Consider the following 23,885-nt stretch of genomic DNA (forward strand, 5'->3'; position numbering starts at 1 on the left):
TTGCCCCTCGTCTGAGGGGTATCGTAGTGGCTGATGATGTAAGAACATTCGAAACAGGTTTCGAAAGGCAGGAGGGTCAGCGGCCCTCGCGTATGGACGTCATTCCAGCAGGGCCGATGCGGCGCCGCTGGACGGCGGAAGCCAAGGCACGGATCATCGCATCGAGTTTCGAGCCCGGCGCCAACATCGCGGAAATTGCACGAACGCATGGACTGCTGCCGCAGCAGCTCTACGCATGGCGGCATGACAGCATTCCGGGCAAGCGCATGGCCAGCAAAAAGCTGGGCTTTGTTCCGGCGGTGATTGAAGATGCGGGCGGCACCGGCTCGCCTGACGGTGGAGGCGATGAGATCGTGATCCGCACGGGCGCCCTCGCGATCCACGTGCCGCCGGGCGCGCGCGAGGATCATATCGCCCGGGTGCTCGCCGCTGTGAGCCGGTCGGGATGATCATCCCGCCAGGGCCGCTCAAGGTGATGGTGGCGACAAAGCCGGTCGATTTCAGGAAAGGTGCCGTCAGCCTGGCGGCGCTGGTCGAGCATGAACTCGGACTCAAGCCCTTCTCGGGGGTAGTCTTCATCTTCCGCTCGAAGCGGGCAAACAGGATCAAGCTGCTGGTTTGGGACGGCACCGGCCTGGTGCTTGTGAGCAAGGTCTTGCAGACCGGAGGCTTTCACTGGCCCCGGGCGCATGATGGCGTGATGCGGCTGTCGGCATCGCAGGCGTCAGCCTTGTTCGAAGGGCTGCAATGGTCGAAAATGCACACGCCGCGCACCCAGGTTCCGGTGACGACGCGATAGGTCGCACGCCTGATTCCCCTGATCGATAGGCCATTGCGGACCACCCCAAAACTGCCAGAAATGGAGCATGTCCGCCACGGCAGCCGACCTTCCTGACGATGTCGCCACCCTCAAGGCGATGGTCCTGGCCGGCCTCGAGCGTGAAGCTCGGATGCAGCATATCATCGACCAGATCACCCGCACGACATTCGGGAAGCGGTCCGAGAAGCTGAGTGAAGATCAGTTGGCGCTTGCCTTCGATGATCTCGACGTCGCCCGTGCTGAACTGGAGGCGCTTGGCGAGCAGGCGGCAGGCCAGAAGAAGGAACGGGCGCGGAGGGAAAGCGGGGCAGCACGGGCGTCGTTGCCCGCGCACCTGACCCGGGTTGAGGAAGTGATCCTTCCAGACGAGAAGGAATGTCCCTGCTGCGGAGGCACGCTGCACTGCATAGACAGCGACATATCGAGCCGGCTTGATGTGATCCCGGTCCAATATCGCGTGATCGTCACGTCCCGGCCGAGAATGGCGTGCCGCGCCTGCAGCGACGGCGTGTTCCAGGCGCCCGCACCCAAGCATGTGGTGCCAGGCGGCCTTCCCACCGAGGCGCTGATCGCCGATGTTCTGGTCAAGAAATATGCCGATCACATGCCCTTCTATCGGCAAGCGCAGGCGCTGCGGCGGCAGGGCATCGAGATCGACCGGGGAACCATGTGCAACTGGGCGGGTCGAGCTGCGGCTTGGCTCGGGCGGCTGAGCAGCCGCATGAAAGCCGACCTGCTGACAGGCGCGAGGTTGTTCGTCGATGAGACCACTGCCAAGGTCCTGGCGCCCGGAACCGGCAAAGTGAAGATGGGGTATCTCTGGGCGATCGCTCGTGATGATGGCGCGCATGGCGGCGCCGATCCACCGGCGGTCGTCTACACCTACATGCCCGGGCGCGGGAAAGTCTGGGCGGAAAAGCTGCTCGGGGACTTCACCGGCATCGTTCAATGCGATGGCTATGGTGCCTATAAGCACATAGAGGCGCCGGACCGGAAGGGCGGCCCGGGAACGCTCGCCTTCTGCTGGGCGCATTATCCAGAGCATGGTTTTATCTGGGGCCACGCGTTTCTGACGTCCGGGATCGGCGGAAAAGGTCAGTGTGGAACTCGTGATAAAATCATAGGGACCGGAGATACGAAAGCAGATCCGGCTTTGGCTTCCAAGGCGTGGCCGTTGCGGGTTCGATACCGGCGTGCTTCCAAAAGTTCTGTAGCGCATCGCGCTTCATCTTCAGGTTCGTCGAGATATACCGGTTCGTGGTCGCGATGCTGGAATGACCGAGATAATCGCGGATCACGGTCACGTCGGTGCCCGACTGCAGAAGCGCGACGGCGCAGCTGTGGCGGAAAACGTGAGGAGTGATGCGGTCACGCGCCAGCCTGGGTCGATCCTGGACGACTGGCGAGGCATGCTTGGTAAGGATGTACGCGGCTCCATCGCGGGTCAGCGGTTCGCCGTGGCGGTTCATGAAAACATGTTGCTGGCCCGCAGCGCCCGACAGGTTTTGCAGGCGCCGCAACGCGTCGGCCGTCTCGCGCCATAGCGGAACGAGCCGCTCCTTGCGGCCCTTCCCACGCAATCGGGCCTGGTGCGGTGGCGTCAGTTGAAGGTCCTGCCACAGCAGACCGGTTGCTTCGCTCACTCTGGCGCCGCAATTATAGAGGAAAAGCAGCAGCGTGTAATCGCGCCAGCCACTGCGGGTCCGCCGATCGGGATGGGCGATGATGGCCCGCACGTCAGCTGCTTCGAGGTAGGTTGCGGGCTTCTGCCTCGCCCTCTTCGACGGCAGCGCCAACACCTGCGTGTAGCGGAGCGCATTATCGAGATCGTTGCGCAAGAGGTGCTTGAAGAAGCTGCGAAGCGCGGCACGGCGGCAGTTACGTGTCGCGGTGGAGTTGGATCTTCCGCCCTCGAGATGATCGAGGAACCCGGCGACGGTCTCGGCGTCGAGATCCTCCAGCACAAGCGCGGCGACCTCGCGGCCGCGACGCTGGGCAACGAACTGAAACAGCAGCTTGAGCGTGTCTCGATAGGCGCGCGTCGTATGTGGACTCGCGCCGCGCTGGCGCGGCAGATAGTTGGAGAAGAACGACTCCACCAGAGCGAACAGCACCTGAGGTCCGGCCTTCTTCATCGTGGCTGCCGGGCGTGGCGCATATGTTGTTCGAAGCGCGTGCTCGCGAGTTCCAGGAGTTGCGGCGTCGCCTTCAGATAGACCTCGGTGCCAATGACGTTCTGATGCCCGAGATAGGCAGAAAGCCACGGGAGCTTGGCGTGAATGTCAGCGCCTTCCTCCGCCCATGCTGTCAGGCGGTGAACCGCGAACGCATGCCGAAACTCATATGGGCGCGCTCCGACGCGGCCCTGCGCGGGCTTAATATCGAGGCGGCGCAGGAGGTTGCGAATAGCGTCGGACGCAGCGTGGGTGTGGAGTGGCGCGCCGTTGAGGCGAACGAACAGCGCTTCGCAATCCCCTTGACCACGATCGTGAAGCAGTCGGCATCGATCATCGACATAGAGACCAAGCTCTGCGACAAGATCGTCGCGCATGGGGACGATCCGCGTACGCCGCTTGCTGTTGCGGATGAGCAAAGTCCCACGGTCGAGATCGACATCATCCATGGTCAGGCGCACCGCCTCGCCGAGCCTGAGGCCGGTGCAGTAGAGCACGAGAATCAGCCTTCGAAGCATCGATGCCCATATGAAGCGGCCTTGGTGCGCTGACGCGGCGGCGAGAATGCGGCGGATCTCGTCGCGGCTGAAAATATAAGGGAAGAACGTCGACTCCTTCACCGGCGCAAAGGCGTGCTCGGGCACATAGCTGGTGGGATCGCGACGCCGGCGATGCAGGCAAAGTTGACGAATTACCCCGAACTCATTGCCGAGCGTGACCGCCTTGCGGTCGGGCAAACGCTCACACCAGCGGCTAATCGCTTCGGCCAGCGAAATATCGACATCGTTGCCCCACTGGTCTTCGACGAAGTGAAGGAAGCGTTCGATCTCAAACTCGCCGCGTCGATAGGGATGGCCCATGGCGCGCTTGAACGCCAGGAAGCTCGCTGCGTCGTTCCTCAACTCTTCCAGGACGATGACGGTGGTCATGTCGGCACCGGCAATGCGATCTCGCGCAGGGATGCGGTGGCGATCCGCACATAGGCCGAGACCGACTCAGGATCCCGGTGACCAAGGAGATCCGATACCACTTGGGGCCGCGCACCCAGATCTATCTGGCGCGCCGCGTGAGAATGTCGCAAGACATGGCTGCCCAGAAATGGTGCATCGATCCCCGCGATCTTCGCATGCTTCATCACGATGTGGCGTATCGCGCTCGAAGCCGCGAATGGCTCCAGCGGCATCTTCATCTGCACGAAAAGATGGCGGGTGGGTGTATCAGCGGGTCGGCCGTCCCGTAGATACTCTGCCAGCGCCTTGGCGACGGGTGGCAACAGCGGTAGCGTGAATGCGACGCCCGTCTTTGGGCGCAGGACTGACAGCGTGCTGTTATCCCAGTCGACATCCCGAAACTGCAAGCGGATGATCTCGCCGGCGCCAAAGCCATAGGCGCTCATCATCAGCAGGATCGCATAGTCGCGAAGGCCCTGCGGACTCGATCTGTCCACGGCCATCAGGAGCCGCTTCACATCGTCCCAGGAAAGGGCGCGTCTCGGTCGCTCGTGCCGTCGTTGCACGGGCGCGATCACGGCCTCGCTGATATCGACCGGACTCTGCCCACTCCAGTGCAGGAAACGGGAAAAGCAGCGTACCGTGCAAGCAATGTCGCTCACATGCGATCGGGAATATCGCGCGGCGCGGCCAACCAGAAATGCGTCGACATCGGTTATCTGCATCGAGTGCCAGTCCTTGCCGGCCTGGATCAAGTGATCCTGAAGCCTACTGATGTGGCCCAGCTTCTTGTGAACCGTCACCTCTGGATTACCGCGATGCTGAGTCAGATAGGCGGCATACTGCGCGAGCAACGGCGGCAGCAAAGCCTTCCCTGGACGAGGCGGTCGCCAGTCAGGTGGGGCAAGCCCCAAGCAATGATAGACACGGCTGAGCGACAGCAGGGCGCTGCTGGAAAGTCTGAGAGAAAGCGGATCTAGCCCTCGTCGCTTTGCATACCAGTCTTTGAAGCGGCCAACGCGTTCGAGGGTCAACTCATCTCGCTCGACCAAACCGTGCAAGGCGCAATAGGTACGAAACTGCTGGATGCGGTTCAGATAGACAATCGCTGTTCCTGCCCCAAGGCGCCGCTCCGCGCTCCAGATACGGCGGATATCGTCGGAGGTGGGCGCGGCAGGGTCGGCTGCGGCGATATGATCGACATGTACGGGCATGGCTTTACCTCGATCGGCAAAGCGTAGCTGACGGTGAAAGCATGATCACGCCCCGCATCGTGTTGGCAAGAGCCATCGGCATCGCCGACAATGCCTATCCTCTGGATGGGTCGGAATCCCAAGGGTGCCGGAATACAGTGCAACAGCTGCGGGGAAAGGGCTAGGCGGAGCGTCGCAAGGGCTGGAACGTCGCTCACCGGCAAGCTCGGCTTCGCCATCCGGGGCGCCATCACTTTGACGGCGGCAACGGATCTGCGCACCGCAACAACGCGGCGGCGAAGCCAGCGCACCGCGCCTGGAAGGGAAATATCCGGGCCGCGTGCTGCGTCTGCGGCGGCTTCCATGCTTCGCTCCGACGCGGCTATCCCAACCATGCGATCGATCGCGGCAAGCGAACCGGGCAGCCGAGCGGCGAGAAAATCCGGGATCAGGCTGAATGTTATGTGCCCCTGTGGGCAGTAGCAACGAGCGATCCGTACACCCGGGCTGGTCAGGCGCGCATAGCTACCGTGACGGCGAAATGCACAGCCGCCGCTCGGATGGAGCGGGCAGCGCAACAGTCGCGCGCGCCGCCACTCCTGCGTGGCGACATAGTCCTCGATCGTCGACCTGGTACGCAATGGTATCTGCAACGTCGCCCCCGCACGCGGCGGCCCCCAACAGCGAGGTCGCGGCTTTTATCTGGAGCCCAGTAGGCCGAAATCTCCGGCAAGCACGGACTATATCCCAAAATACCCCAGATAAAACCATGCTCTGGATAATGCGCCTTATGTCGAGATCGACATAAGGCGCATGTAAGGCGTGGCTTCTTTGACGACGCCAAGGGTGGCAACGCTCCGGTCGCCGATGAGGCGCTGCGGCGGATCGCCAGCCTCTATAAGATCGAGGCGCGTATCCGAAGCTCCAGCCCCGAACACAGGTTGGCGGTGCGTCAGGCTGAATCCGCCCCAATCATCGCCGACATGCGGCCCTGGCTTGAGGAAATGCTGCCCAAGCTGCCGCGGAGCTCCAACACGGCTGAGGCCATCGGCTACACCCTCAACCACTGGAAAGGCCTCGTCCGCTTCCTCGAGGATGGACGGATCGAGCTGGACAACAACACCGTTGAGCGGTCAATCAGGCCGCTTACGCTCCAGCGGAAAAATGCCCTGTTCACAGGTCATGATCTGGGGGCTGAAAACTGGGCGACGTTCGCCAGCCTCATCGAAACCTGCAAACTGAGCGGTATCAACCCGCAGGCCTACCTCACCGACGTCCTCGCCCGTATCGTCCTGCGCGGCGACGCAGATCCGGTCGATGATCTGCTCCCCTACAACTGGGTAGATAGCCGCGCCGCCACCAACACCGTCATCGATCAGGCCGCGTGACGCCTCCCAGTGGGAGTGTTTTAGCGCTTACGCCCAACAGTATCGGCGTGCCGCAGAGCATCGTGTTCATAATCGACAGCTCGAAGCGCGTTTCCGCCTCGTTCGTGCGGGGAGGTTCCGCATTCGGCGACGGCATCCAATACAATTCCATGAGCCGGTCGGCATCATCCAGTCTCCGTGAAACCGGCCTCATCTATGTGTCGATCGAGGATATGGAAGCTATCGCTCACGCCAAAACCATTGCGATCAAAGTTGAAGGCAGCAGGCGTGCGGCAACCTTTGACGAGAAGGATATTGCCAAAACCTTCCTTGTAAATCTCACGGCGTTTTATGCCGAAAAGGTCGGATGATTTCCATAGAGCTAATCAATGCCCGTTAGCGCGTTGCCTTCAACGAGCGAGGGGACAGGTAAGAGAAACCAAGGGCATCGGTCCGGGAAGATGAGGGACGCCAGCAGGGACGCCATGGATGTGCCCGCATCCGCGGGACCGGGAAATACTGGCCAGGCAGATTCGAGGTCAGCCACACGCCAGAAATCATGCCCGATGTGGAATACAGCATTCACACCATTGGCGATATGCTCGTCGCCGAACTGCCGATAGTCATCAGGCAGATAAGCGTTAAGTGCTAGGTGATCGAGTTCAGAAAGTGCGAGGTCGAACTCGTCGGTAAGGTCGGCTAGCCGTGACAAGCGCAGAAGCGCAAGCACGAGTTCGGTGGGCTGCGCGATCACGTCGAGGCCAAGCCCGATTGGCGGACTGCTGCGCGCTACCAAATAGGAGAGAACCCTAGAGGGATCGAGGTCAGTCCGCGCGATCTTACCACCGCAACTCACGACGGACGCGAAATAATGTCCCAGCAATCGTTCGGCTTCATCGATGAGGCCGACGCGAGAGCACGCCGTTATTGCTGCAATGAGAAATGACGCCTGACAGTCGCTCATCGCCACAAGCGAAAGCGAGTAAGTCTCAAATACCTTTGCCAGGAGACCCGAGAGCACAGCTTTAGCCGGTCCGGGATCGTTGCCAGTCAACAGTCGCACATGGATCGCAAAACCGCTCCAGCCGAGCAATTTTGAGATACGAATAGGTAGATAGTAGAGATCGCCAAGACCGCCGGTTACCAGTGCATATTGATATGCTTCGGCGGCGGCGATCACCTCCTGCAAGGCCACTTCAACCTGTACGCCGAGCTCGACACATTGCCGGACAAGGTGATCGGCCACGGCGGGCTGCGACGAATATGGGAGCAACGCGACGATGCAGGCCGCCTGAACCTCAATCTCACGAAACCGGTCTCGCGCCTCCCGGGCCTGAGCTGCGCAAGCTTCCGAGACGCGCTCACTCAAGTTCAGAAGCACCATCGGATCGTCTTGTAATTGATCAAGCAGTGGCGAAAGCCGGTCGACAAATCCCCTCGGGTCCCATCGCCGAGTCAAGGCGACATAAGGCTCCCAGAGGCGCGGCAAGTTTGATCGAATCGCCGCCGCGCTCTTGGCGTCGGGCCATCCAGCCAGTACGCTTCTGAGCGGCGCGTTTCCGGTTCCCACATGCGGGTTCTTGCTGAAGCTTGACGGGCCGTAAAGATTGAGGCCCCAGACCACCGGCGTCTGCTCGCCCGCCGCGCTGAGGCGCTGCGATACCGCGCGCCCAATTTCGACAAGGTCGAGCGCAGGATTGCTGTCCTGAAGAAAGATCTCGCCCCGAATGCATTGGAGTAGCGCCGCCGTGCCTATACCATGGCCGCCGATTTCCACGGCCGATTCATTAGATGCAGCCGTTGCTAGCAAGGTGACGCCGGGTGTCCCAAGCTCGCCCATTACCTCCGATTTAAGGATAACATTGAGGTCCGCAATCAACCCGCCGGATTGGCAAGCATCGATAATGAGATAGGTCTGCTTGGGGCCGGCCTCGGCGATCATCCGAAATAGGTCCGCCAGCGACAGCGCAGTGGCGGACAAGGCTTGCCCTCGTGAATCGCGCAGCGCCATGTAGAAGCTGCCCCCGCTGACGGCGCCGTGACCGGCGAAAGCGATGGTCAGCGTGTCCAGTGCCTCACCGGAAAATAAGGTCGTAGTTAGGGTGTCGCGCACTTCTTGGAGAGAGGGAGAGCGCAAGATGTATGATCGCGAGACATCATAGTCACCGATCTGGGGCTGTATGAGCGCATCGTAAATTCCGGCGGCATCGGCTTCCGCGCCAGTCAATGGGTTCAGATGTTCATAGCCGTTACAACCAATGGCGATCAGCGCACGCCCACTCATCCGCTCGCCCGCTTAAACTTGGCCTTCCGTTCGACCTCTCGGTCCAGAGCTAGCTGAATTTTCTCCGCTTTTACCCGTTCGATCTCCGCAGAAAGTTCGGGCGGCACGTCCTGCATCTCGCTTACAATGCGCTCATACATACCCGGCCCGACATGTATCTGAGGCATCGAGACATTTCCGTCACGATCGACACCAAACTCAATCTTTCGGAACATCTCCAGCATCGAAAGCGCGAACGATCCGGCCTCCTTGGCATCGACAACGTTGCCGACCTTTTCCGCTGCCGCACCCATCACGCCATATATGTTTTGAGCGAACTGGCGCTCCATCTCCTCGTTCACGGGGAGAATGGTCTGAGCAATCAGATTCAGATCGTTCTCCGCGATCCCTGCGAATGGGATCGTCCATTCCGCAGAAATGCTGTGCATCGTTGTGTCAGGCTCTGCGTCGCGCGCCGAATGGACCCAGTTTGCGCCATGATTCATACGAAGAACATTGTGCTCGTTAATGAACATCTGGCGCGACTGCTCCTGCATCCTTCCCATTAGGGCGGTCACAGAGGTTTCGAATGCGCGATCATCTTCATCTCGCTCGAAGCAAAAAATGCGTGGATCAGGCTTCTCCGTTTGTTCGACTCTTTCGGGCATCAGGCTTTCTACCATAACCAAAGTCTATCGATGGGGTGCGATCATTCCAAGAACGCTTGCGCTAAGGTTACAACCGTGCATCCGCTTCACTTCCGCCGGGTTTCGGCTCGTTGAGCAGATAACCGGCAGCCTGCAATTCTTCGAGGCGCATCCGTTCCGAGGCGGCCCTCTCCTCATCTGTCTGATCGAAGCTGGTGTGGAGATAGATGACGACCTCTGGCTTAAACCATGGCGTGATCGCGATCTTATCGCCCTGCATTTCGCGGTGCCACTTCCGGGCGCGTTCAATCGGGTCCACGTTAAGGTCCATCTGTTCGGGATACAGAAGCATCAGCTCGCGAACCGGCTGGGAGGCAAATACGCGCTTGAATACACTGAAATACCAAATGGGCGGGGGATTGATCATGTCATGGCGTAGGAACGAGGTCACCCCATTGGAGGTCAGGCCTACCCTGAGCAGCTTAGGCGGATAACGATCGTCGTCCGTATAAACGGTCTCAACGAGTCGTCCGACTGCTCGTCCGACACTCTCCAATGCCGCCTCGAAAAAGTGCGTGGCAGGAAAGAATACGCGGAAAATTTTGTTCACGCGTTCCCCAAAGGTCACCAGCGTCATCATCACTTTCGCGCCATAAAAATCCGCCCAATATTCGAGGGCACGATAATCGGCTGCCTCTTGGACCCCGGCATAAAGGTGCCGGTGCACCAGATGGGCTAACTCGTGGCTTAGGATGAGCAGATGAAAGAAGAGTCGATCAGGACTGTCGATCTCCTCGCGTGCCATATCAGGTGGAATGACAATCCGTGTTTCTTCACCGCTGCGCCGGATACACGCGCTATGAGCTGCCTCGACAGCAATCCTCACTTCGAGCGGTCCCCATGGTAGAAAGAAGGATTCAAAATCGGCCGCCACGGCACGCGCGAGTTGTTCGCCCGTCAAATCGGGGCCGCCAGTTGGTCCGTCTGTTTTCACGTTCTCCATTCCACACTAATGACGTGCACGATGGGTACCGACAAGTTGCTGTCGTATCGATCCTCTGTATTGCTGGCGATTTGTATCAACGGGACTTCAGGTTGCTATGGAAAAGCGGCGGCGTATGGGATGGCACGCTTTGCTTCGCAGCACGACGCTCTAGAACGAAGTGAGAACGTCTGGGAAACTGCGGATGTTCATGCTACCGATCGCAACAGAGGGCATCAGTGGGGCGTGTGGCCGATGAGCATTCTGGAATTTGTTAATCAGGACGAACTTGACGATCTCGACGAAGATCCGCGCATGGCGTTTATGCAGCTCGTCAACGCAACTCAACGGAGCCTTTCCACCAAAATTGGTGCGCTTGATCCGGAAAATCAGTATGAGTGGCAGAAGATCGAAGAGCTTCGCTACAGTTTTATGAACGTGGTTGTCGCGGCTGCGAAACGTTTCGAGATTGAGCCATTTTATTCGATGGAGGTGCCTCAATATTCCAATTTTCGAGACACAGATCATCGTCAATTCAAATCTGATTTAGATCACTATGTCACGCAATTGATATTGGATAATAGCCTTCGCGCGAAACGTGATTCTGTTGAGGTTCTACCCAAGACAAAAGATCAACTAAGAACGTATCTTAGCGGGCTCAAGCAATGCATTGAGAATGGCAATATGAGCGCCGCTAAGCGTGAGGCTCTATTAAAGAAACTCGATGCCTTTGAAGCTGAACTGGAGAAGCGTCGGCTTAATATGTTGGCCGTCGCACGTTTGGCTTATTTGATCCTAAGCGTTCCCGGTACGCTCTGGGCGTCGGTAGACATCACCCATAAGCTGACTACTAGTATTATGCAGACGGTCGCAGAAGCGAAGGCTGCCGAAGACGAAACCAAGCAGCTTCCGGCGGTGGTGCCGGCTAAGGCTCTTAGCGCTCCGAGGAAGCTGGCTTCGTCATTGGCCTCCCCGTTTGACAGCGACCTCGATGACGATGTGCCGTTCTGACGAGAAGCACCTGCATAGCCCCCACGACGCGATGACGGGGATGGCGGAAGAGGTGGGATTCGAACCCACGGACGGGTTGCCCCGTCGCTGGTTTTCAAGACCAGTTCCTTAAACCACTCGGACACTCTTCCATACCGATTCAGCGGCGCGGCTAGAAATCTGCTAGATGGCGGCGCTGCCGCTCGCTTTTTCCATTTCCCGACCCGTCGCTAAGCGATTCTAACTACGCTCCTTTTTTGTCAGTCCGTGCCGCCGAGCGTCGAAACCCCCGTTAGCTTTCAAGACCGCTGCCTTAAACCACTCGGCCACCTGTCCGTCCGCTCGCTTCCTAGCGAAGCTTTGCGTCATGCCAAGCGTAAAATGACCAAAATCCGCTTTCGGCGCGTTCTTGTGGGAACGGAAGCGACAAGGGGGATTTCGCCTCCTGCTGTCGCTGTGCCACAAAGGGCTGAGGGAGATTCTCTAATGCGTTCAACCATTCACTCGCTTCTACTGCGTCTTGCCGTCGTCACGGCGGGCAGCTTGATGGCGGGGCCTGGCATGACGCAGGACATGGCTCAGGACGCGGGTTTTCGCAGCTATCTGGAAACGCTGCGGCCAAAGGCGCAGGCGATGGGCATCCGCTCTTCCACGCTAGATTCCGTCTTCCCCACGCTCACGCCGAACCCGCGCGTCGTCCAACTGGATCAGAACCAGCCGGGGGGAGGGGCCTATTCGCCCATTCCAAATTTCGAACCCTATCGGCGTCAGCATGTCGATGCCGCGCGCATCAGCCGTGGCCGCACCGCTTATCAGGCGAACCGCGCCCGGCTTGCCCGGATAGAGGCGGAAACCGGCGTGCCGGAGGAAATCATGGTCGCGATCTATGGCCATGAAACCAACTACGGTTCCTATACCGGCGACTTCGACCTCATCCGTTCGCTCGCGACGCTGTCCTATGAAGGCCGCCGCCGCACCCTGTTCGAACCGGAATTGCTGGCGACGCTCAAGATGCTGGACAATGGCGTGCCGCGCAGCCGCCTGATCGGCAGTTGGGCAGGGGCGACGGGCTATCCCCAATTTCTTCCCAGCGTCTATCTGCGCTTGGCCAAGGATGGCGACGGCGATGGCCGCGCCGATATCTGGAACAGCGAAGCCGACGCGCTCGCTTCTATCGCCAATTATTTCGTCAACGCAGGCTGGCGGCGCGGCCAGCCATGGGGCGTCGCCGTATCGGTGCCCGCCGGGTTCAACCGGGCGAGCGTGTCGGCACGGCTTTCACCCGCGCGCTGTCCCCGCGTGTTCAACCGTCACAGCCGCTGGCTGACAATGGCCGAATGGCGCAGCCGGGGCATCGTCCCGACGGGCGGCAGCTGGCCAGCGGACACGGTGCTGGCAACGCTGCTCGAACCCGATGGTCCGGGCAAGACCGCCTATCTGCTCACCAGCAATTACCGGGCGATCCTTGATTATAATTGCTCGAATTTCTACGCGCTGTCGGTCGGGCTGCTTGCAGACGCCGTCAGGCAGTAAAGCGCCAGCCCTCTTGAGAATGTGTCTGTCATGGCTAATGACAGGGGCACGGCATTCTCATCACCCGAATCCATCAGTGCGAAGGCAGTCCTCATGAACAAGTCACTAGCCGCCATCCTCTTCGTCGGATTGCTGGCGCAGCCTCTCACGGCTGCGGCGCCTCCCTACACCAGTGAGGCGCCCATCGCTTACATGAAGGACCTGTCATCGGGCGCCGTGCTCTATGACAAGGGCGGCGAAACGCGCATCCCGCCTGCTTCCATGGCGAAGATGATGACGGCGCACGTTGCCTTCCGCCTGATCCAGAAGGGCGATTTGAAGCTCGACACGAAATTCACCGTCCGCCCCGAAACCTGGAAGCAGTGGCACGGCCCTGCGGCCGGTTCGACCATGTTCCTGTCGGCGGGTGAGCAGGTGTCGGTGGAAAATCTCCTCCACGGCATCGTGACCCTTTCGGGCAATGACGCCTGCGTCGTGCTAGCCGAAGGGATCGCCGGAACGGAGCAGGCCTTCGTCGCGCAGATGAATGACGAAGCCAAGCGCCTTGGTCTTAAGAACAGCCATTTCGGCACCAGCAACGGCTGGCCCGATGAAGGCGTCACCTACGTAACTGCGCAGGATCTTGCCCTTCTTGCCGAAGCCACGATCGAAGAAACGCCGGACCTCTACAAGCGCTTCTACGCCACGCGCTCCTTCACCTGGGGCAAGACCATGGGCGGCTCCGACATCGCGCAGGGGAACCGCAATCCCATTCTTGGCAAAATCGCGGGCGCAGATGGCCTCAAGACCGGCCATACGCAAGAAGCAGGCTACGGCTTCACTGGTTCAGCCGAACAGGACGGCCGCCGCCTGGTCATGGTCGTGGCAGGCCTTACCAGCTTCAACGGCCGCATCGCAGAGTCGGTCCGTTTCATGGACTGGGGCTTCAAGGCGTGGAAGGCGCAGCCGCTTTTCAAAAAGGGCCAGACCGTCGAAACCGCCGAAGTTCAGCTGGGCAGCGCAACCAGCGTGCCGCTCGTCGCGCCGCAGGACATGGCCGTAACGCTGCCTCGCACCGCATCGGGCAACATCTCGGTCAAGGTCGCCTATACCGGCCCGATCAAGGCGCCCATCGCAAAGGGGCAGAAGGTCGCCGAACTGATCGTCTCCACCCCCGACACCCCGCCGCAGGTCCTGCCTCTGGTGGCGGGCGAGGAAGTGTCCGAAGCGGGCATCTTCGGTCGCCTCTGGAACGGTCTGAAGTCCTTCTTCGGGTGACACGCGGCCGGTTCATCACTTTGGAGGGCGGGGAGGGCGCCGGTAAATCGACGCAACTCCGCGCCCTCGCCGCCGCCTTGCGCGCCAAGGGCCTGGAAGTCGTGGAAACCCGCGAACCCGGCGGCAGCGAAGGCGCCGAAGCCATCCGCGCCCTCCTCCTCACCGGAGCCGCCGACCGCTGGAACCCCCGCGCCGAAGCGCTCCTTTTCGCCGCCGCTCGCGCCGATCATATCGAAAAGACGATCCGCCCCGCGCTGGATCGCGGCGCATGGGTGCTGTCCGACCGGTTCCTCGACAGCAGCCGCGCCTATCAAGGCATGGGCGACCTCACCGACACCGACATATTGGCCCTCCACCGCATCGGCAGCGCCGACTTCCTCCCCGACCGAACCTTCTTCCTCACGCTCCCCGAAGCCGAGGCACAGCAACGCGCCTGGTCCCGCGACGGAGACGCCGCCGACCGCATCGGAGGCCGCGACGCCGCTTTCCACGCCAATGTCGCCGCCGCCTTCACCCGCTTCGCCGAGCAAGACCCCGCCCGCATCCGCACCCTAGACGCGTCGGGCCACCCCGAAGCCGTAACCTCGCGCCTCCTCGCAGCGCTCCACGACCTACTGTCATGACCGCGATCCTCGGCCATGACACCCAAGCCGACATGCTGCTCGCCGCCGCCCGCAGTGGCCGCATGCATCATGGCTGGATATTCGCTGGCCCGCGCGGCATCGGCAAGGCGAGCTTCGCCCGTGCGCTCGCCCTTCGCCTCCTAGCCGAAGCAGCAGGCCCCGCACCCGACGGCGAAGGCCTGTCCGTCCCCACCGATCACCCCATCCGCAAGCTGATCGAAGCGGAAGCCCATCCCGACTACGCCGAACTCTACTGTCTGGAAAAAGAAACCGGCACCGCCCGCAACATCTCCGTCGATCAGGTGCGCGGCCTCCAGCGCCTCGTCCAGTCCGCCCCCTCCCTGTCCCAACGCCGCATCGTCGTCATCGACAGCGCCGACGACCTCGAACGCGGCGCCGCCAACGCGCTACTCAAAACGCTGGAAGAGCCGCCCGCCGACATGCTCTTCTTCCTCGTCAGCCACGCGCCCGGCCGCCTTTTGCCGACCATCCGCTCGCGCTGCCGCACCCTGCGCTTCGACCCGCTGGACCACGAAGCCATGCGCACCATCCTCCGCCGAGAGCAGCCGGACCTCTCACCCGCAGACATAGAAGCGCTCGCCGCCCTGGGAGAGGGCGCCCCCGGGAAAGCCCTGCGCTACGCGGGCCTCGACGTAACCGACCTGGACCGCATGCTCCGCGCGATCGCAGCCGATGGCGACCCCGGCAACCGCCACCGCCTCATCCTCGCAAAGCAGCTCTCCGGCAAAGCTGCGCGCCCGCGCTATGAAGCATTCCTCGAACGCGTCCCCGCCTTCATCGCCGACGCCGCCCGCGAGCGCAGCGGCCCCGCGCTCGGCAGCGCGCTCGACCATTGGGAAGCCGCGCGCCAACTCGCCAGCGGCGCCATCATCCTCTCGCTCGATCCCGCTGCCGTCGCTTTCGAACTCGCGGGCCATGTTGCCGCCCTCGCGCCCGATCAGCGTTGAAAAGCAGGCTTTGCGCGCGCCTTAACAGCCGCTAGGGAAGGCGCATGTCGCAGCCCTACACCATCACCACCGCCATCAGCTATCCCAACGGCCGCCCCCATATCGGCCATGCCTATGAGGTGATCGCCACTGACGCGATCGCCCGGTTCCAGCGGATGATGGGCCGCGACGTCTTTTTCCAGACCGGCACTGACGAACATGGCCTGAAAATGGATCAGGCCGCCCGCGCGCGCGGCATCGAACCGCGCGCGCTGGCTGACGAAATGTCCGGATATTTCAAGGATATGAACGACAGGCTGAACATCAGCTATGATCGTTTCATCCGCACCAGCGAGCCTGACCATCACCGCGCATCCCAAGCCATCTGGCAGGCGATGGAGGCCAATGGCGACCTCTATCTCGGCCGCTATGAAGGCTGGTACTCCGTCCGCGACGAAGCCTTTTACGACGAAAAGGAACTGGTCGATGGGGAAGGGGGCGAAAAGCTCTCACCTCAGGGCACGCCGGTCGAATGGACGGTCGAGGAAAGCTGGTTCTTCCGCCTGTCCGCCTATCAGCAAAAGCTGCTCGACCTCTACAACAGCCAGCCCGACTTCATTCAGCCCGACAGCCGCCGCAACGAAATCATGCGCTTCGTGGAGGGCGGCCTTTCTGACCTCAGCGTCTCGCGCACCAGCTTCGACTGGGGCGTCAAGGTGCCGGGCAGTGCCGAAGCCGGTACATCTCATGTCATGTATGTCTGGGTCGACGCGCTCACCAATTATTTGACTGGCTGCGGCTATCCCGACGACGCCGAACGCATGGCGCGCTACTGGTCCGAAGGCGGCGACATAACGCACATCATCGGCAAAGATATCGTGCGTTTTCATACCGTTTACTGGCCAGCATTCCTGATGAGTGCGAAACTGCCTTTGCCCAAGCAGATCTTCGGCCACGGCTTCCTCCTCAACCGTGGTGAGAAGATGTCGAAGTCGGTCGGCAACGTCGCCGACCCAATGGAACTGGCCGAGCGTTTCGGCGTCGATCAGCTCCGCTATTTCCTCCTGTCCGAAGTTACTTTCGGCAACGACGGCAGCTACAGCGCAGAGGCGATCGTCGCCCGATCGAACAGCGACCTAGCCAACAGCTTCGGCAATCTGGCGCAGCGCACCCTGAGCTTCATCGCCAAGAATCTGGAAGGCCGCCTGCCCGAACCCGCGCCGCATGATGTGGACAGCGATCTGCTGAAAACGATCAGCGACGCTGCCCAAACCTTCCAGACCGCCATGGCCGATCTTGCCCCCTCTACGGCGATCGAAGCGTGGATGCGCGCGGTATTCGCATGCAACGCCTATATCGACGCGCAAGCGCCCTGGGCTTTGCGCAAGACCGACCCGGCCCGGATGGAGGCGGTGCTGGCGACGCTTTACGAAGCCATCGCCAACCTCGCCATCATCATCCAGCCCGTGATACCCGCCAGCGCCACCGCGCTCCTAGACCAGATGGGCGTTCCGCAGACGAGCCGGACCTACGAAGCGATCGGCAGCAGCAGCTACGCCGATCTCCGCGCCAGCGGGTTCACCCTCGGCGCGCCCAAGCCACTCTTCCCGCGCCTCGAACTTACCGAAGCGGACGCCTGATCCATGTTGATCGACAGCCATTGTCACTTGAATTACAAAGGCTTGGTCGAAGATCAGCAGAATGTGCTTGAACGGGCGCGCTCCGCTGGCATCGATCTGATGCTCAACATCGCGACCCGCGAAAGCGAATGGGATGCGGTGCTCGCGACAGCCGAACAGCAACCCGATGTCTACGCCACAGTGGGAATCCATCCCCACGAGGCCGACGAGCATCCCCACATCGACACAGCCAAGCTGATCGAACGCGCCGCCCATCCACGGGTCGTAGGCATCGGGGAAACCGGCCTCGATTATTATTATGACCATAGCGACCGCGCCCGACAGCAAAGCAGCTTTCGCGCCCATATCGCCGCGTCCCGCGCGACCGGCCTGCCGCTCATCGTCCACACCCGCGATGCCGAGGAGGATACGCTCGCCATCCTGCGCGAGGAAATGGGGCAGGGCGCCTATCCCGGCGTCATCCATTGCTTCACCGCCAGCGGAGCCTTTGCCGATGCGGCGTTGGACCTCGGCTTTTACATCAGCATTTCGGGCATCGTGACCTTCAAAAGCGCGAAGGATCTTCAGGAAACCGCTGCCCGTCTACCGCTCGATCGGCTGCTGGTCGAAACGGACTCCCCCTTCCTCGCGCCCGTGCCTCACCGTGGCAAGTCCTGCGAACCGGCATTCGTGGCCGACACCGCGCGCTTTCTGGCAAAGCTGCGCGGCGAAAGCGAGGAGCAACTAGCCGCCGCAACCTCAGCGAACTTCCACAGCTTGTTCAGCAAGGCCGGAGCAGCGCAGACGGCATGAGCCTTAAGCTCACCATCCTGGGTTGTGGCACCTCATCGGGCGTCCCGCGGATCGGCAATGACTGGGGAAGCTGCGACCCTGCCGAGCCGAAGAACCGGCGGACACGGGCCTCGATCCTGGTAGAAAGCCCCACCACGCGTCTCCTGATCGATACGTCCCCCGACATGCGCGCCCAGCTGCTGGCCGCCGATGTCATCCATATCGACGCCATTCTCTGGACCCACGACCATGCCGATCATTGTCACGGCATCGATGACGCGCGCCAGCTTTACCACCACCGCCGCACGCCCGTGCCAGGCTATGCCCGCCGCCAGACGCTCAAACTTCTGAAGGAACGCTTTGCCTACGCCTTTGAAGGACGACAGGGCTATCATCAGACCATTGAACCGCATGTGCTGCCCGATGGCCTGCGCATCGGTGACATCGACATCGCTTGCACAGACCAGCCCCATGGCGAGATTTACTCAACCGGCTTTCGCTTCACATCGGGTGGCCGGTCGATAGGCTATGCCACTGATTTTCATGATCTTACAGCCGACATGATCAGCCTTTACGACGGGTTGGACGTCTGGGTTGTCGACGCCCTCCGCGAAAAGCCGCATCCGACCCATCCGCATCTGGCCCTGACCCTCGATGGCATTTCGGCCGTCCGTCCCGGCCGCGCCGTTCTCACGCATATGGATCAAAGCATGGACTATGCGGCTCTGTTGAAAACGCTGCCGGACGGCGTGGAGCCCGGCTATGATGGCATGTGGATCGAATTGAACGGGGATGGGGGCTGACGGCATGAATGGGGATCAGGCGGCTTCCAGCATCTGGTATGTGCTCGCGCTTGTTCTCGTCGGCTCCGCCTTGCTGGCTCGCCGCATGCCCATGGCTGGCATGCTCCGCCTTGCACTGGTCTGGGTCGCCATATTCGCGGCCCTGCTGGGATTGTTCAAAATTGGTGAGAAAGCCGGACTTTTCTCTACCAGAATGGCTGGGGAAGGGGCAGGGCCGGTTTCGCAGGAAACGCCCCCAACACCGCCTCCTGCCCGCGCCGAAGGTCAGGCACTTCGCATTCCCATGGCGCCTGACGGACATTTCTGGGTCGAAGGAACAGTCAATGGCACTGCCACCCGTTTCCTCATAGACAGCGGCGCCAGCATCACGGCCCTTTCCGTCCCCTCGGCGCGTGCGGCCGGGCTCAATTTTGACCTGAACGCACCGGGCGTGTCGATGATGACCGCCAACGGTCAGATTGACGCCAAGCGTTCCTCCATCTCCACCCTCGCCATCGGCCCAATCCGGTCTAGCGATCTTCCGATCGTCATATCGCCCGCCTTTGGTGAGGTGAACGTCATAGGGATGAACATGCTGTCCCGGCTCAAAAGCTGGGGCGTCGAAAATGGTGAGATGGTGCTGAATCCATGACGGCAACCTTGGCGCTGCGCGCACCGACCCAGCGTGAAAGGTTGAAGGCGATCATCGGCGGTTCCACCGGCAATCTCGTGGAATGGTATGACTGGTACGCCTATGCCGCCTTCACACTCTATTTCGCACCGCATTTCTTCCCGAGCGAAGATCGCACCGCCCAGCTTTTGAGCGCCGCAGGGATATTCGCCGTGGGCTTCCTGATGCGGCCGATCGGCGCTTGGCTGATGGGCATTTATGCTGACCGACATGGACGCAAAAGCGGTCTCACCCTGTCCGTGGCTCTCATGTGCGCGGGTTCGCTGCTTATTGCCGTGACGCCCGGCTATGATGTGATCGGGGTAGGGGCGCCCCTGCTACTCGTCCTTGCCCGCCTGATGCAGGGCCTTTCGATCGGCGGCGAATATGGGGCCAGCGCAACCTATCTGTCTGAAATGGCGGGACGAGATCGGCGCGGCTTCTTCTCAAGCTTTCAATATGTTACGCTTATCGCCGGGCAACTCGTCGCAATTTGCGTGCTGCTTGTCCTTCAGGGCGTGCTGACCACTGCGCAGCTTGATGCCTGGGGATGGCGGATACCTTTCGTGATTGGTGGTGCGCTGGCCGTGATCGTCTTCTGGCTGCGCCGTGGGCTCAGTGAAACGCAGAGCTACCACGCGGCGAAAGCCGAAGGAGCGCCGCGATCCGGCTTTGTCGAGCTCATCACCAAGCATCCTCGCGAAACGCTGACCGTGATGCTGCTCACGGCGGGCGGCACCATCGCTTTCTATGCCTATTCCATCTACATGCAGAAATTCCTGGTGAACACGTCGGGGCTAAGCCGGGAAACAGCATCACAGATCAATGGGATAACCTTGTTCTTTTTCATGTTGTTGCAACCTGTAGCCGGGGCGCTTTCCGACCGGATCGGGCGTAAACCGTTGATGATCGGGTTCGGCATCCTGGGCTTGCTGTTCACTTATCCGATATTCGCCACGCTTGCCGTAACTCGTGATCCCTTGATAGCGGGCCTGCTGGTGATGGCGGGCTTGATCATCGTCACCGGCTACACATCGATCAACGCCGTCGTGAAGGCGGAGCTTTTCCCAGCCCATATCCGCGCGCTCGGCGTCGCGTTGCCATATGCTTTGGCGAACACATTGTTCGGCGGAACGGCCGAATTCGTGGCGCTCTATTTCAAGCAGATCGGCATCGAACAGGCATTTTACATCTATGTAAGCGTCATGATCGCCATATCGCTGATCATCTACATCAAAATGCCCGACACCCGCCGCCATAGTCAGATCCGGGAAGACTAATATGCGGGGGCGTTCTCGGTATCGCCTGATAAAAGGAGCGTTCACGTTTCGGTGGCAGGTGACTATCGGTGACAGCGACTAATTGCCTCATCTGGCTACGCTACGAACGGTCACCTATGTTGATATTTAACATAATATATATTATCGAACAAACGTCAGTCCGGAAGGGATAGCCTTCCCCCAACCAAAACTCTATCTTCTCGCCACTTCCTTCTTGATTTCAGGACCCCCATGTCATCCAGCACCAAAGCGAGCCCCGCCGACATCATGCCGCTCGCCAACGTCATGGCCCGTCTCCGCGATCCGGACACCGGATGTCCTTGGGATATCCAGCAGGATTTCGCCAGCATCGCTCCCTACACGATCGAGGAAGCCTATGAAGTGGCCGACGCGATCGAACGTAACGACATGCCCGCGCTCTGCGACGAACTCGGCGACCTCCTGCTACAGGTAGCCTTCCACAGTCGCATGGCCGAACAAGCCGGGCACTTCAATCTCCAGGACGTCATCGACGGCGTCACCGACAAAATGATCCGCCGCCATCCGCACATCTTCGGCGAAGGTGCCGAACGCGAACATGGCCACGCCCAATGGGAAGCGATTAAAGCAGCCGAACGCGCCGCCAGAGAACCCGACAGCAGCGCTCTCGCAGGCGTTGCCAACGCGCTCCCAGCACTACTCCGCGCCGAAAAGCTCCAGAAGCGCGCCGCCCGCACTGGCTTCGACTGGCCCGACACCCAAGGTGCGGTCGCAAAGATTGAAGAGGAATTGCAGGAAGTTCACGACGCCACATCGCCCGAAGAACATAAGGAGGAGGTCGGCGACCTGCTGTTTGCTGTCGTCAATCTGGCCCGGCACCTGAAGGTCGATCCAGAAGCCGCGCTACGGGCCGCCAGCGCGAAATTCGAAGCCCGCTTCCGCGTCATGGAACAGACCGCTGGCGATCGATTTCAAAGCCTCGACCTTGATGGAAAAGAAGCTCTGTGGCGGCAGGCCAAACGCGAATTGGCCCGCCCTTGATCGATCAAGAACCCGCGCGTTTCCTGAAACGAGCAAAGGCAGAGTCGGACAGCCGAACCTTGACGACAAGCTCGCTATCCACTGTTTCGCTGCCTATCACTTCACCATGCTCGTGCAGCCAGGCAACGGCAGCGCCATCCGCCAACGGCACTCGAAGTTGATGGATTTGCGCGCCAGCAGTCAGTCGGGCGCTTATGCATCGTTGCAGATCATCCACGCCGTCCCCAGTCAGAGCGGAAAGGATCACGACATCTCCGCGCCGCTCCGCAATTTCCCGAAGTTGCGCAGCTTCTTCCTCACCGAGCAGATCAAGTTTATTCCACGCCTCGATAATCGGGGGAGCGTCGTCCCCTGCTCCGCCCTCAAGAGCGCCCTCACCCGCAACACCAAGCTCACTCAGCACGTCCAGCACATCATCGCGCTGCGCCTCGCTATCGGGATGCGCGATGTCGCGGACATGTATGATGAGGTCAGCGGACAGAACCTCTTCCAGCGTGGCGCGAAACGCCGCAATAAGCTGAGTCGGAAGGTCCGACACAAAGCCGACCGTGTCCGACAGGATCGCCTTGTCCAATCCCGGTAATGCGATCTGGCGCATGGTCGGGTCCAGCGTCGCGAACAGCAAATCTTCCGCCATGACATCGGCGCCCGTCATGCGGTTGAAAAGCGTGGACTTGCCAGCATTGGTATAACCGACGAGCGCGATCACCGGCCAGGGAGCCCGCTGCCGCCGCGCCCGATGCAGACTGCGGGTGCGGGTCACCTGGTCAAGTTCACGCCTGATCTTTGCCATGCGATCCCGGATCATCCGCCGGTCCGCCTCGATCTGCGTTTCGCCGGGGCCGCCAAGGAATCCAAAGCCGCCACGCTGCCGTTCAAGATGGGTCCAGCTGCGCACCAGCCTGCCCGCCTGATAATCAAGATGGGCCAGTTCGACCTGAAGGCGTCCCTCATTGGTGGCCGCGCGTTCGCCGAAGATTTCCAGAATCAACCCGGTTCGGTCGATCACCTTGGCTTCGGTCGCCTTTTCAAGATTGCTCTGCTGGACCGGGCTCAACGCGTTGTCGACAATGACCAGTTCGGCATCTTCCATCCGCGCCAGGGTCGCGATCTGATCGACCTGACCACTTCCGAACAGCGTTGCGGGCTTCCGATCCCGCACACGAAACGCTTGCGCCGCGCGCACGTCTATGCCGATAGCCAGAGCGAGGCCTTTCGCCTCCTCAAGACGGGCGTCACTATCACGCCTTTCGACGCCGTGAGTTTCAGCGCGCACGACTATGGCCCGCGCGCCGCGCGACACTTCGTCGGCAGAGTCCCGGTTGAAGACGGCCATAAGCGGCTAACGCATCAGGCGCCGACCCGCCTCATCAGAAGGCGGGCCGTACCGAAATAGATTGATCAATCCTCACCCTCGCCTTCGCCACTCAGGTCGAGCGCATGGAGAGGTTGAACAGTGGAGATGGCATGCTTGTAGACAAGCTGCACCATGCCGTCGCGCTCCAGCAGCATGCAGAAAAGATCGAATGCAGCGATCTCGCCCTGCAACATCACGCCGTTGACCAGGAACATGGTTACCGGGCTCCCGGACTTGCGGACGGCGCTCAGAAAGATTTCCTGAAGCAGCTTGGGCTTGGCATTGCCGTCGCTCGCCTTGCGAAGGTCCGTCAGGTCCATCGACTGAGCGGGCATCACAGTGGAAATTGCGTGCTTGTAGACAAGCTGCGATTGCCCATCGCGCCGCAACAGAACTGAGAAGTTGTCGAACCAGGTGATGATCCCTTGCAGCTTCACACCCTTTACCAGAAACATGGTCACGGGGGTTTTGCTCTTGCGCAGGTTGTTCAGGAATATGTCCTGAAGATTATTGAGTTTTTCTGCCATGGTCTTCACCTTATTGGCGGGACGTTACCCGCTCTTGCACCCCTGGGCAGGGTGTCTTGCCTGCCCCCGCTCACCGGGGGCAATCAGAAAGC

At 60.7% G+C, this 23,885-nt stretch carries 23 protein-coding genes, 1 tRNA gene and 2 pseudogenes; 16 read left to right on the forward strand and 10 right to left on the reverse strand.

The features are described 5' to 3' along the window. The first annotated feature begins 26 nt into the window (after nt 1-26). The 3 genes and pseudogenes from ACZ5TB_RS04430 to tnpC (ACZ5TB_RS04440) all read left to right on the forward strand — a co-directional run. Nucleotides 27-449 (forward strand): transposase, encoded by a 423-nt coding sequence (locus ACZ5TB_RS04430; protein ID WP_464792160.1) that lies wholly within the window; start codon nt 27-29, stop codon nt 447-449. Beyond that, nucleotides 446-799, forward strand: coding sequence for an IS66 family insertion sequence element accessory protein TnpB (tnpB, locus tag ACZ5TB_RS04435; protein WP_037487421.1), 354 nt, complete (start codon nt 446-448; stop codon nt 797-799). The genes ACZ5TB_RS04430 and tnpB overlap by 4 nt, the downstream gene beginning before the upstream one ends. A 67-nt stretch (nt 800-866) precedes the next feature. Next, nucleotides 867-1,853: pseudogene (gene tnpC / locus ACZ5TB_RS04440) on the forward strand (IS66 family transposase); the annotation flags it as partial. Between the two features lie 85 nt (nt 1,854-1,938). On the opposite strand, the gene ACZ5TB_RS04445 reads toward tnpC (ACZ5TB_RS04440), so the two are convergent. From ACZ5TB_RS04445 to ACZ5TB_RS04460, 4 genes are all read right to left on the reverse strand, one after another. Beyond that, the gene (locus ACZ5TB_RS04445) at nt 1,939-2,955 is read right to left on the reverse strand and encodes a site-specific integrase (protein WP_464790804.1); all 1,017 of its coding nucleotides are present in this window, start codon (nt 2,953-2,955) and stop codon (nt 1,939-1,941) included. Continuing rightward, complete coding sequence (locus tag ACZ5TB_RS04450; RefSeq protein WP_464790803.1) at nt 2,952-3,923, reverse strand: tyrosine-type recombinase/integrase; 972 nt, start codon at nt 3,921-3,923, stop codon at nt 2,952-2,954. The genes ACZ5TB_RS04445 and ACZ5TB_RS04450 overlap by 4 nt, the downstream gene beginning before the upstream one ends. Then, nucleotides 3,920-4,669 (reverse strand): site-specific integrase, encoded by a 750-nt coding sequence (locus ACZ5TB_RS04455; RefSeq protein ID WP_464792485.1) that lies wholly within the window; start codon nt 4,667-4,669, stop codon nt 3,920-3,922. The genes ACZ5TB_RS04450 and ACZ5TB_RS04455 overlap by 4 nt, the downstream gene beginning before the upstream one ends. A 368-nt stretch (nt 4,670-5,037) precedes the next feature. Next, entirely contained in the window at nt 5,038-5,778 is a 741-nt protein-coding gene (locus ACZ5TB_RS04460) for a hypothetical protein (RefSeq protein WP_464792161.1), read from the reverse strand. 168 nt (nt 5,779-5,946) lie between these two features. On the opposite strand from ACZ5TB_RS04460, the pseudogene tnpC (ACZ5TB_RS04465) reads away from it, so the two are divergent. Together tnpC (ACZ5TB_RS04465) and ACZ5TB_RS04470 are read left to right on the forward strand one after the other, a co-directional pair. Further along, a pseudogene (gene tnpC, locus ACZ5TB_RS04465) lies at nt 5,947-6,525 on the forward strand (IS66 family transposase); the annotation flags it as partial. Beyond that, on the forward strand, nt 6,522-6,875 hold the full coding sequence (locus tag ACZ5TB_RS04470) for a hypothetical protein (RefSeq protein WP_464792162.1): 354 nt from the start codon (nt 6,522-6,524) through the stop codon (nt 6,873-6,875). The pseudogene tnpC (ACZ5TB_RS04465) and the gene ACZ5TB_RS04470, both read left to right, overlap by 4 nt. An 11-nt stretch (nt 6,876-6,886) precedes the next feature. Here the strand turns inward: ACZ5TB_RS04470 and ACZ5TB_RS04475 are convergent, their stop codons facing one another. From ACZ5TB_RS04475 to ACZ5TB_RS04485, 3 genes are read right to left on the reverse strand one after another with little or no spacing between them, the layout of a single operon-like run. Continuing rightward, the gene (locus ACZ5TB_RS04475) at nt 6,887-8,788 is read right to left on the reverse strand and encodes a caspase family protein (RefSeq protein WP_464792163.1); all 1,902 of its coding nucleotides are present in this window, start codon (nt 8,786-8,788) and stop codon (nt 6,887-6,889) included. Next, on the reverse strand, nt 8,785-9,450 hold the full coding sequence (locus ACZ5TB_RS04480; RefSeq protein WP_464792164.1) for a hypothetical protein: 666 nt from the start codon (nt 9,448-9,450) through the stop codon (nt 8,785-8,787). The genes ACZ5TB_RS04475 and ACZ5TB_RS04480 overlap by 4 nt, the downstream gene beginning before the upstream one ends. 52 nt (nt 9,451-9,502) lie before the next feature. After that, nucleotides 9,503-10,417 carry a hypothetical protein gene (locus ACZ5TB_RS04485; protein WP_464792165.1) on the reverse strand — a complete coding sequence of 305 codons (915 nt, stop codon included), beginning with the start codon at nt 10,415-10,417 and terminating at the stop codon, nt 9,503-9,505. A gap of 21 nt (nt 10,418-10,438) precedes the next feature. On the opposite strand from ACZ5TB_RS04485, the gene ACZ5TB_RS04490 reads away from it, so the two are divergent. Then, complete coding sequence (locus tag ACZ5TB_RS04490; protein ID WP_464792166.1) at nt 10,439-11,407, forward strand: hypothetical protein; 969 nt, start codon at nt 10,439-10,441, stop codon at nt 11,405-11,407. Between the two features lie 41 nt (nt 11,408-11,448). Here the strand turns inward: ACZ5TB_RS04490 and ACZ5TB_RS04495 are convergent. Next, nucleotides 11,449-11,538, reverse strand: a tRNA-Ser gene (locus tag ACZ5TB_RS04495). Nucleotides 11,539-11,872: 334 nt separating this feature from the next. On the opposite strand from ACZ5TB_RS04495, the gene ACZ5TB_RS04500 reads away from it, so the two are divergent. The 10 genes from ACZ5TB_RS04500 to mazG all read left to right on the forward strand — a co-directional run bounded on the left by ACZ5TB_RS04500 (nt 11,873) and on the right by mazG (nt 21,909). Then, the gene (locus ACZ5TB_RS04500; RefSeq protein WP_464792167.1) at nt 11,873-12,919 is read left to right on the forward strand and encodes a lytic murein transglycosylase; all 1,047 of its coding nucleotides are present in this window, start codon (nt 11,873-11,875) and stop codon (nt 12,917-12,919) included. Nucleotides 12,920-13,012: 93 nt separating this feature from the next. After that, nucleotides 13,013-14,176 (forward strand): D-alanyl-D-alanine carboxypeptidase family protein, encoded by a 1,164-nt coding sequence (locus tag ACZ5TB_RS04505; RefSeq protein ID WP_464792168.1) that lies wholly within the window; start codon nt 13,013-13,015, stop codon nt 14,174-14,176. Further along, complete coding sequence (tmk, locus tag ACZ5TB_RS04510) at nt 14,173-14,799, forward strand: dTMP kinase (RefSeq protein ID WP_464792169.1); 627 nt, start codon at nt 14,173-14,175, stop codon at nt 14,797-14,799. Before ACZ5TB_RS04505 ends, tmk begins: the two co-directional genes overlap by 4 nt. Then, entirely contained in the window at nt 14,796-15,767 is a 972-nt protein-coding gene (locus ACZ5TB_RS04515; RefSeq protein WP_464792170.1) for an AAA family ATPase, read from the forward strand. The genes tmk and ACZ5TB_RS04515 overlap by 4 nt, the downstream gene beginning before the upstream one ends. 44 nt (nt 15,768-15,811) lie before the next feature. Continuing rightward, entirely contained in the window at nt 15,812-17,386 is a 1,575-nt protein-coding gene (metG, locus tag ACZ5TB_RS04520) for a methionine--tRNA ligase (protein ID WP_464792171.1), read from the forward strand. 3 nt (nt 17,387-17,389) lie between these two features. Further along, a complete protein-coding gene (locus ACZ5TB_RS04525) occupies nt 17,390-18,178 on the forward strand; it encodes a TatD family hydrolase (RefSeq protein WP_464792172.1) in 789 nt (262 codons plus the stop codon). After that, complete coding sequence (locus ACZ5TB_RS04530; protein ID WP_464792173.1) at nt 18,175-18,960, forward strand: MBL fold metallo-hydrolase; 786 nt, start codon at nt 18,175-18,177, stop codon at nt 18,958-18,960. Before ACZ5TB_RS04525 ends, ACZ5TB_RS04530 begins: the two co-directional genes overlap by 4 nt. Before the next feature lie 4 nt (nt 18,961-18,964). Continuing rightward, on the forward strand, nt 18,965-19,591 hold the full coding sequence (locus ACZ5TB_RS04535; protein ID WP_464792174.1) for a retropepsin-like aspartic protease family protein: 627 nt from the start codon (nt 18,965-18,967) through the stop codon (nt 19,589-19,591). Next, nucleotides 19,588-20,889 (forward strand): MFS transporter, encoded by a 1,302-nt coding sequence (locus tag ACZ5TB_RS04540; protein WP_464779560.1) that lies wholly within the window; start codon nt 19,588-19,590, stop codon nt 20,887-20,889. Before ACZ5TB_RS04535 ends, ACZ5TB_RS04540 begins: the two co-directional genes overlap by 4 nt. Before the next feature lie 231 nt (nt 20,890-21,120). Further along, nucleotides 21,121-21,909, forward strand: coding sequence for a nucleoside triphosphate pyrophosphohydrolase (mazG, locus tag ACZ5TB_RS04545; RefSeq protein ID WP_464792175.1), 789 nt, complete (start codon nt 21,121-21,123; stop codon nt 21,907-21,909). A 4-nt stretch (nt 21,910-21,913) separates the two neighbouring features. Here mazG and hflX read toward each other — a convergent pair whose 3' ends face one another. Together hflX and hfq are read right to left on the reverse strand one after the other, a co-directional pair. Further along, nucleotides 21,914-23,245, reverse strand: a complete 1,332-nt coding sequence (gene hflX, locus ACZ5TB_RS04550; protein WP_464792176.1) for a GTPase HflX — start codon at nt 23,243-23,245, stop codon at nt 21,914-21,916. A gap of 65 nt (nt 23,246-23,310) precedes the next feature. After that, a complete protein-coding gene (gene hfq, locus ACZ5TB_RS04555) occupies nt 23,311-23,793 on the reverse strand; it encodes an RNA chaperone Hfq (RefSeq protein ID WP_464792177.1) in 483 nt (160 codons plus the stop codon). Between the last annotated feature and the right edge of the window lie 92 nt (nt 23,794-23,885).

This window comes from Sphingobium sp. TomTYG74, assembly GCF_055393875.1.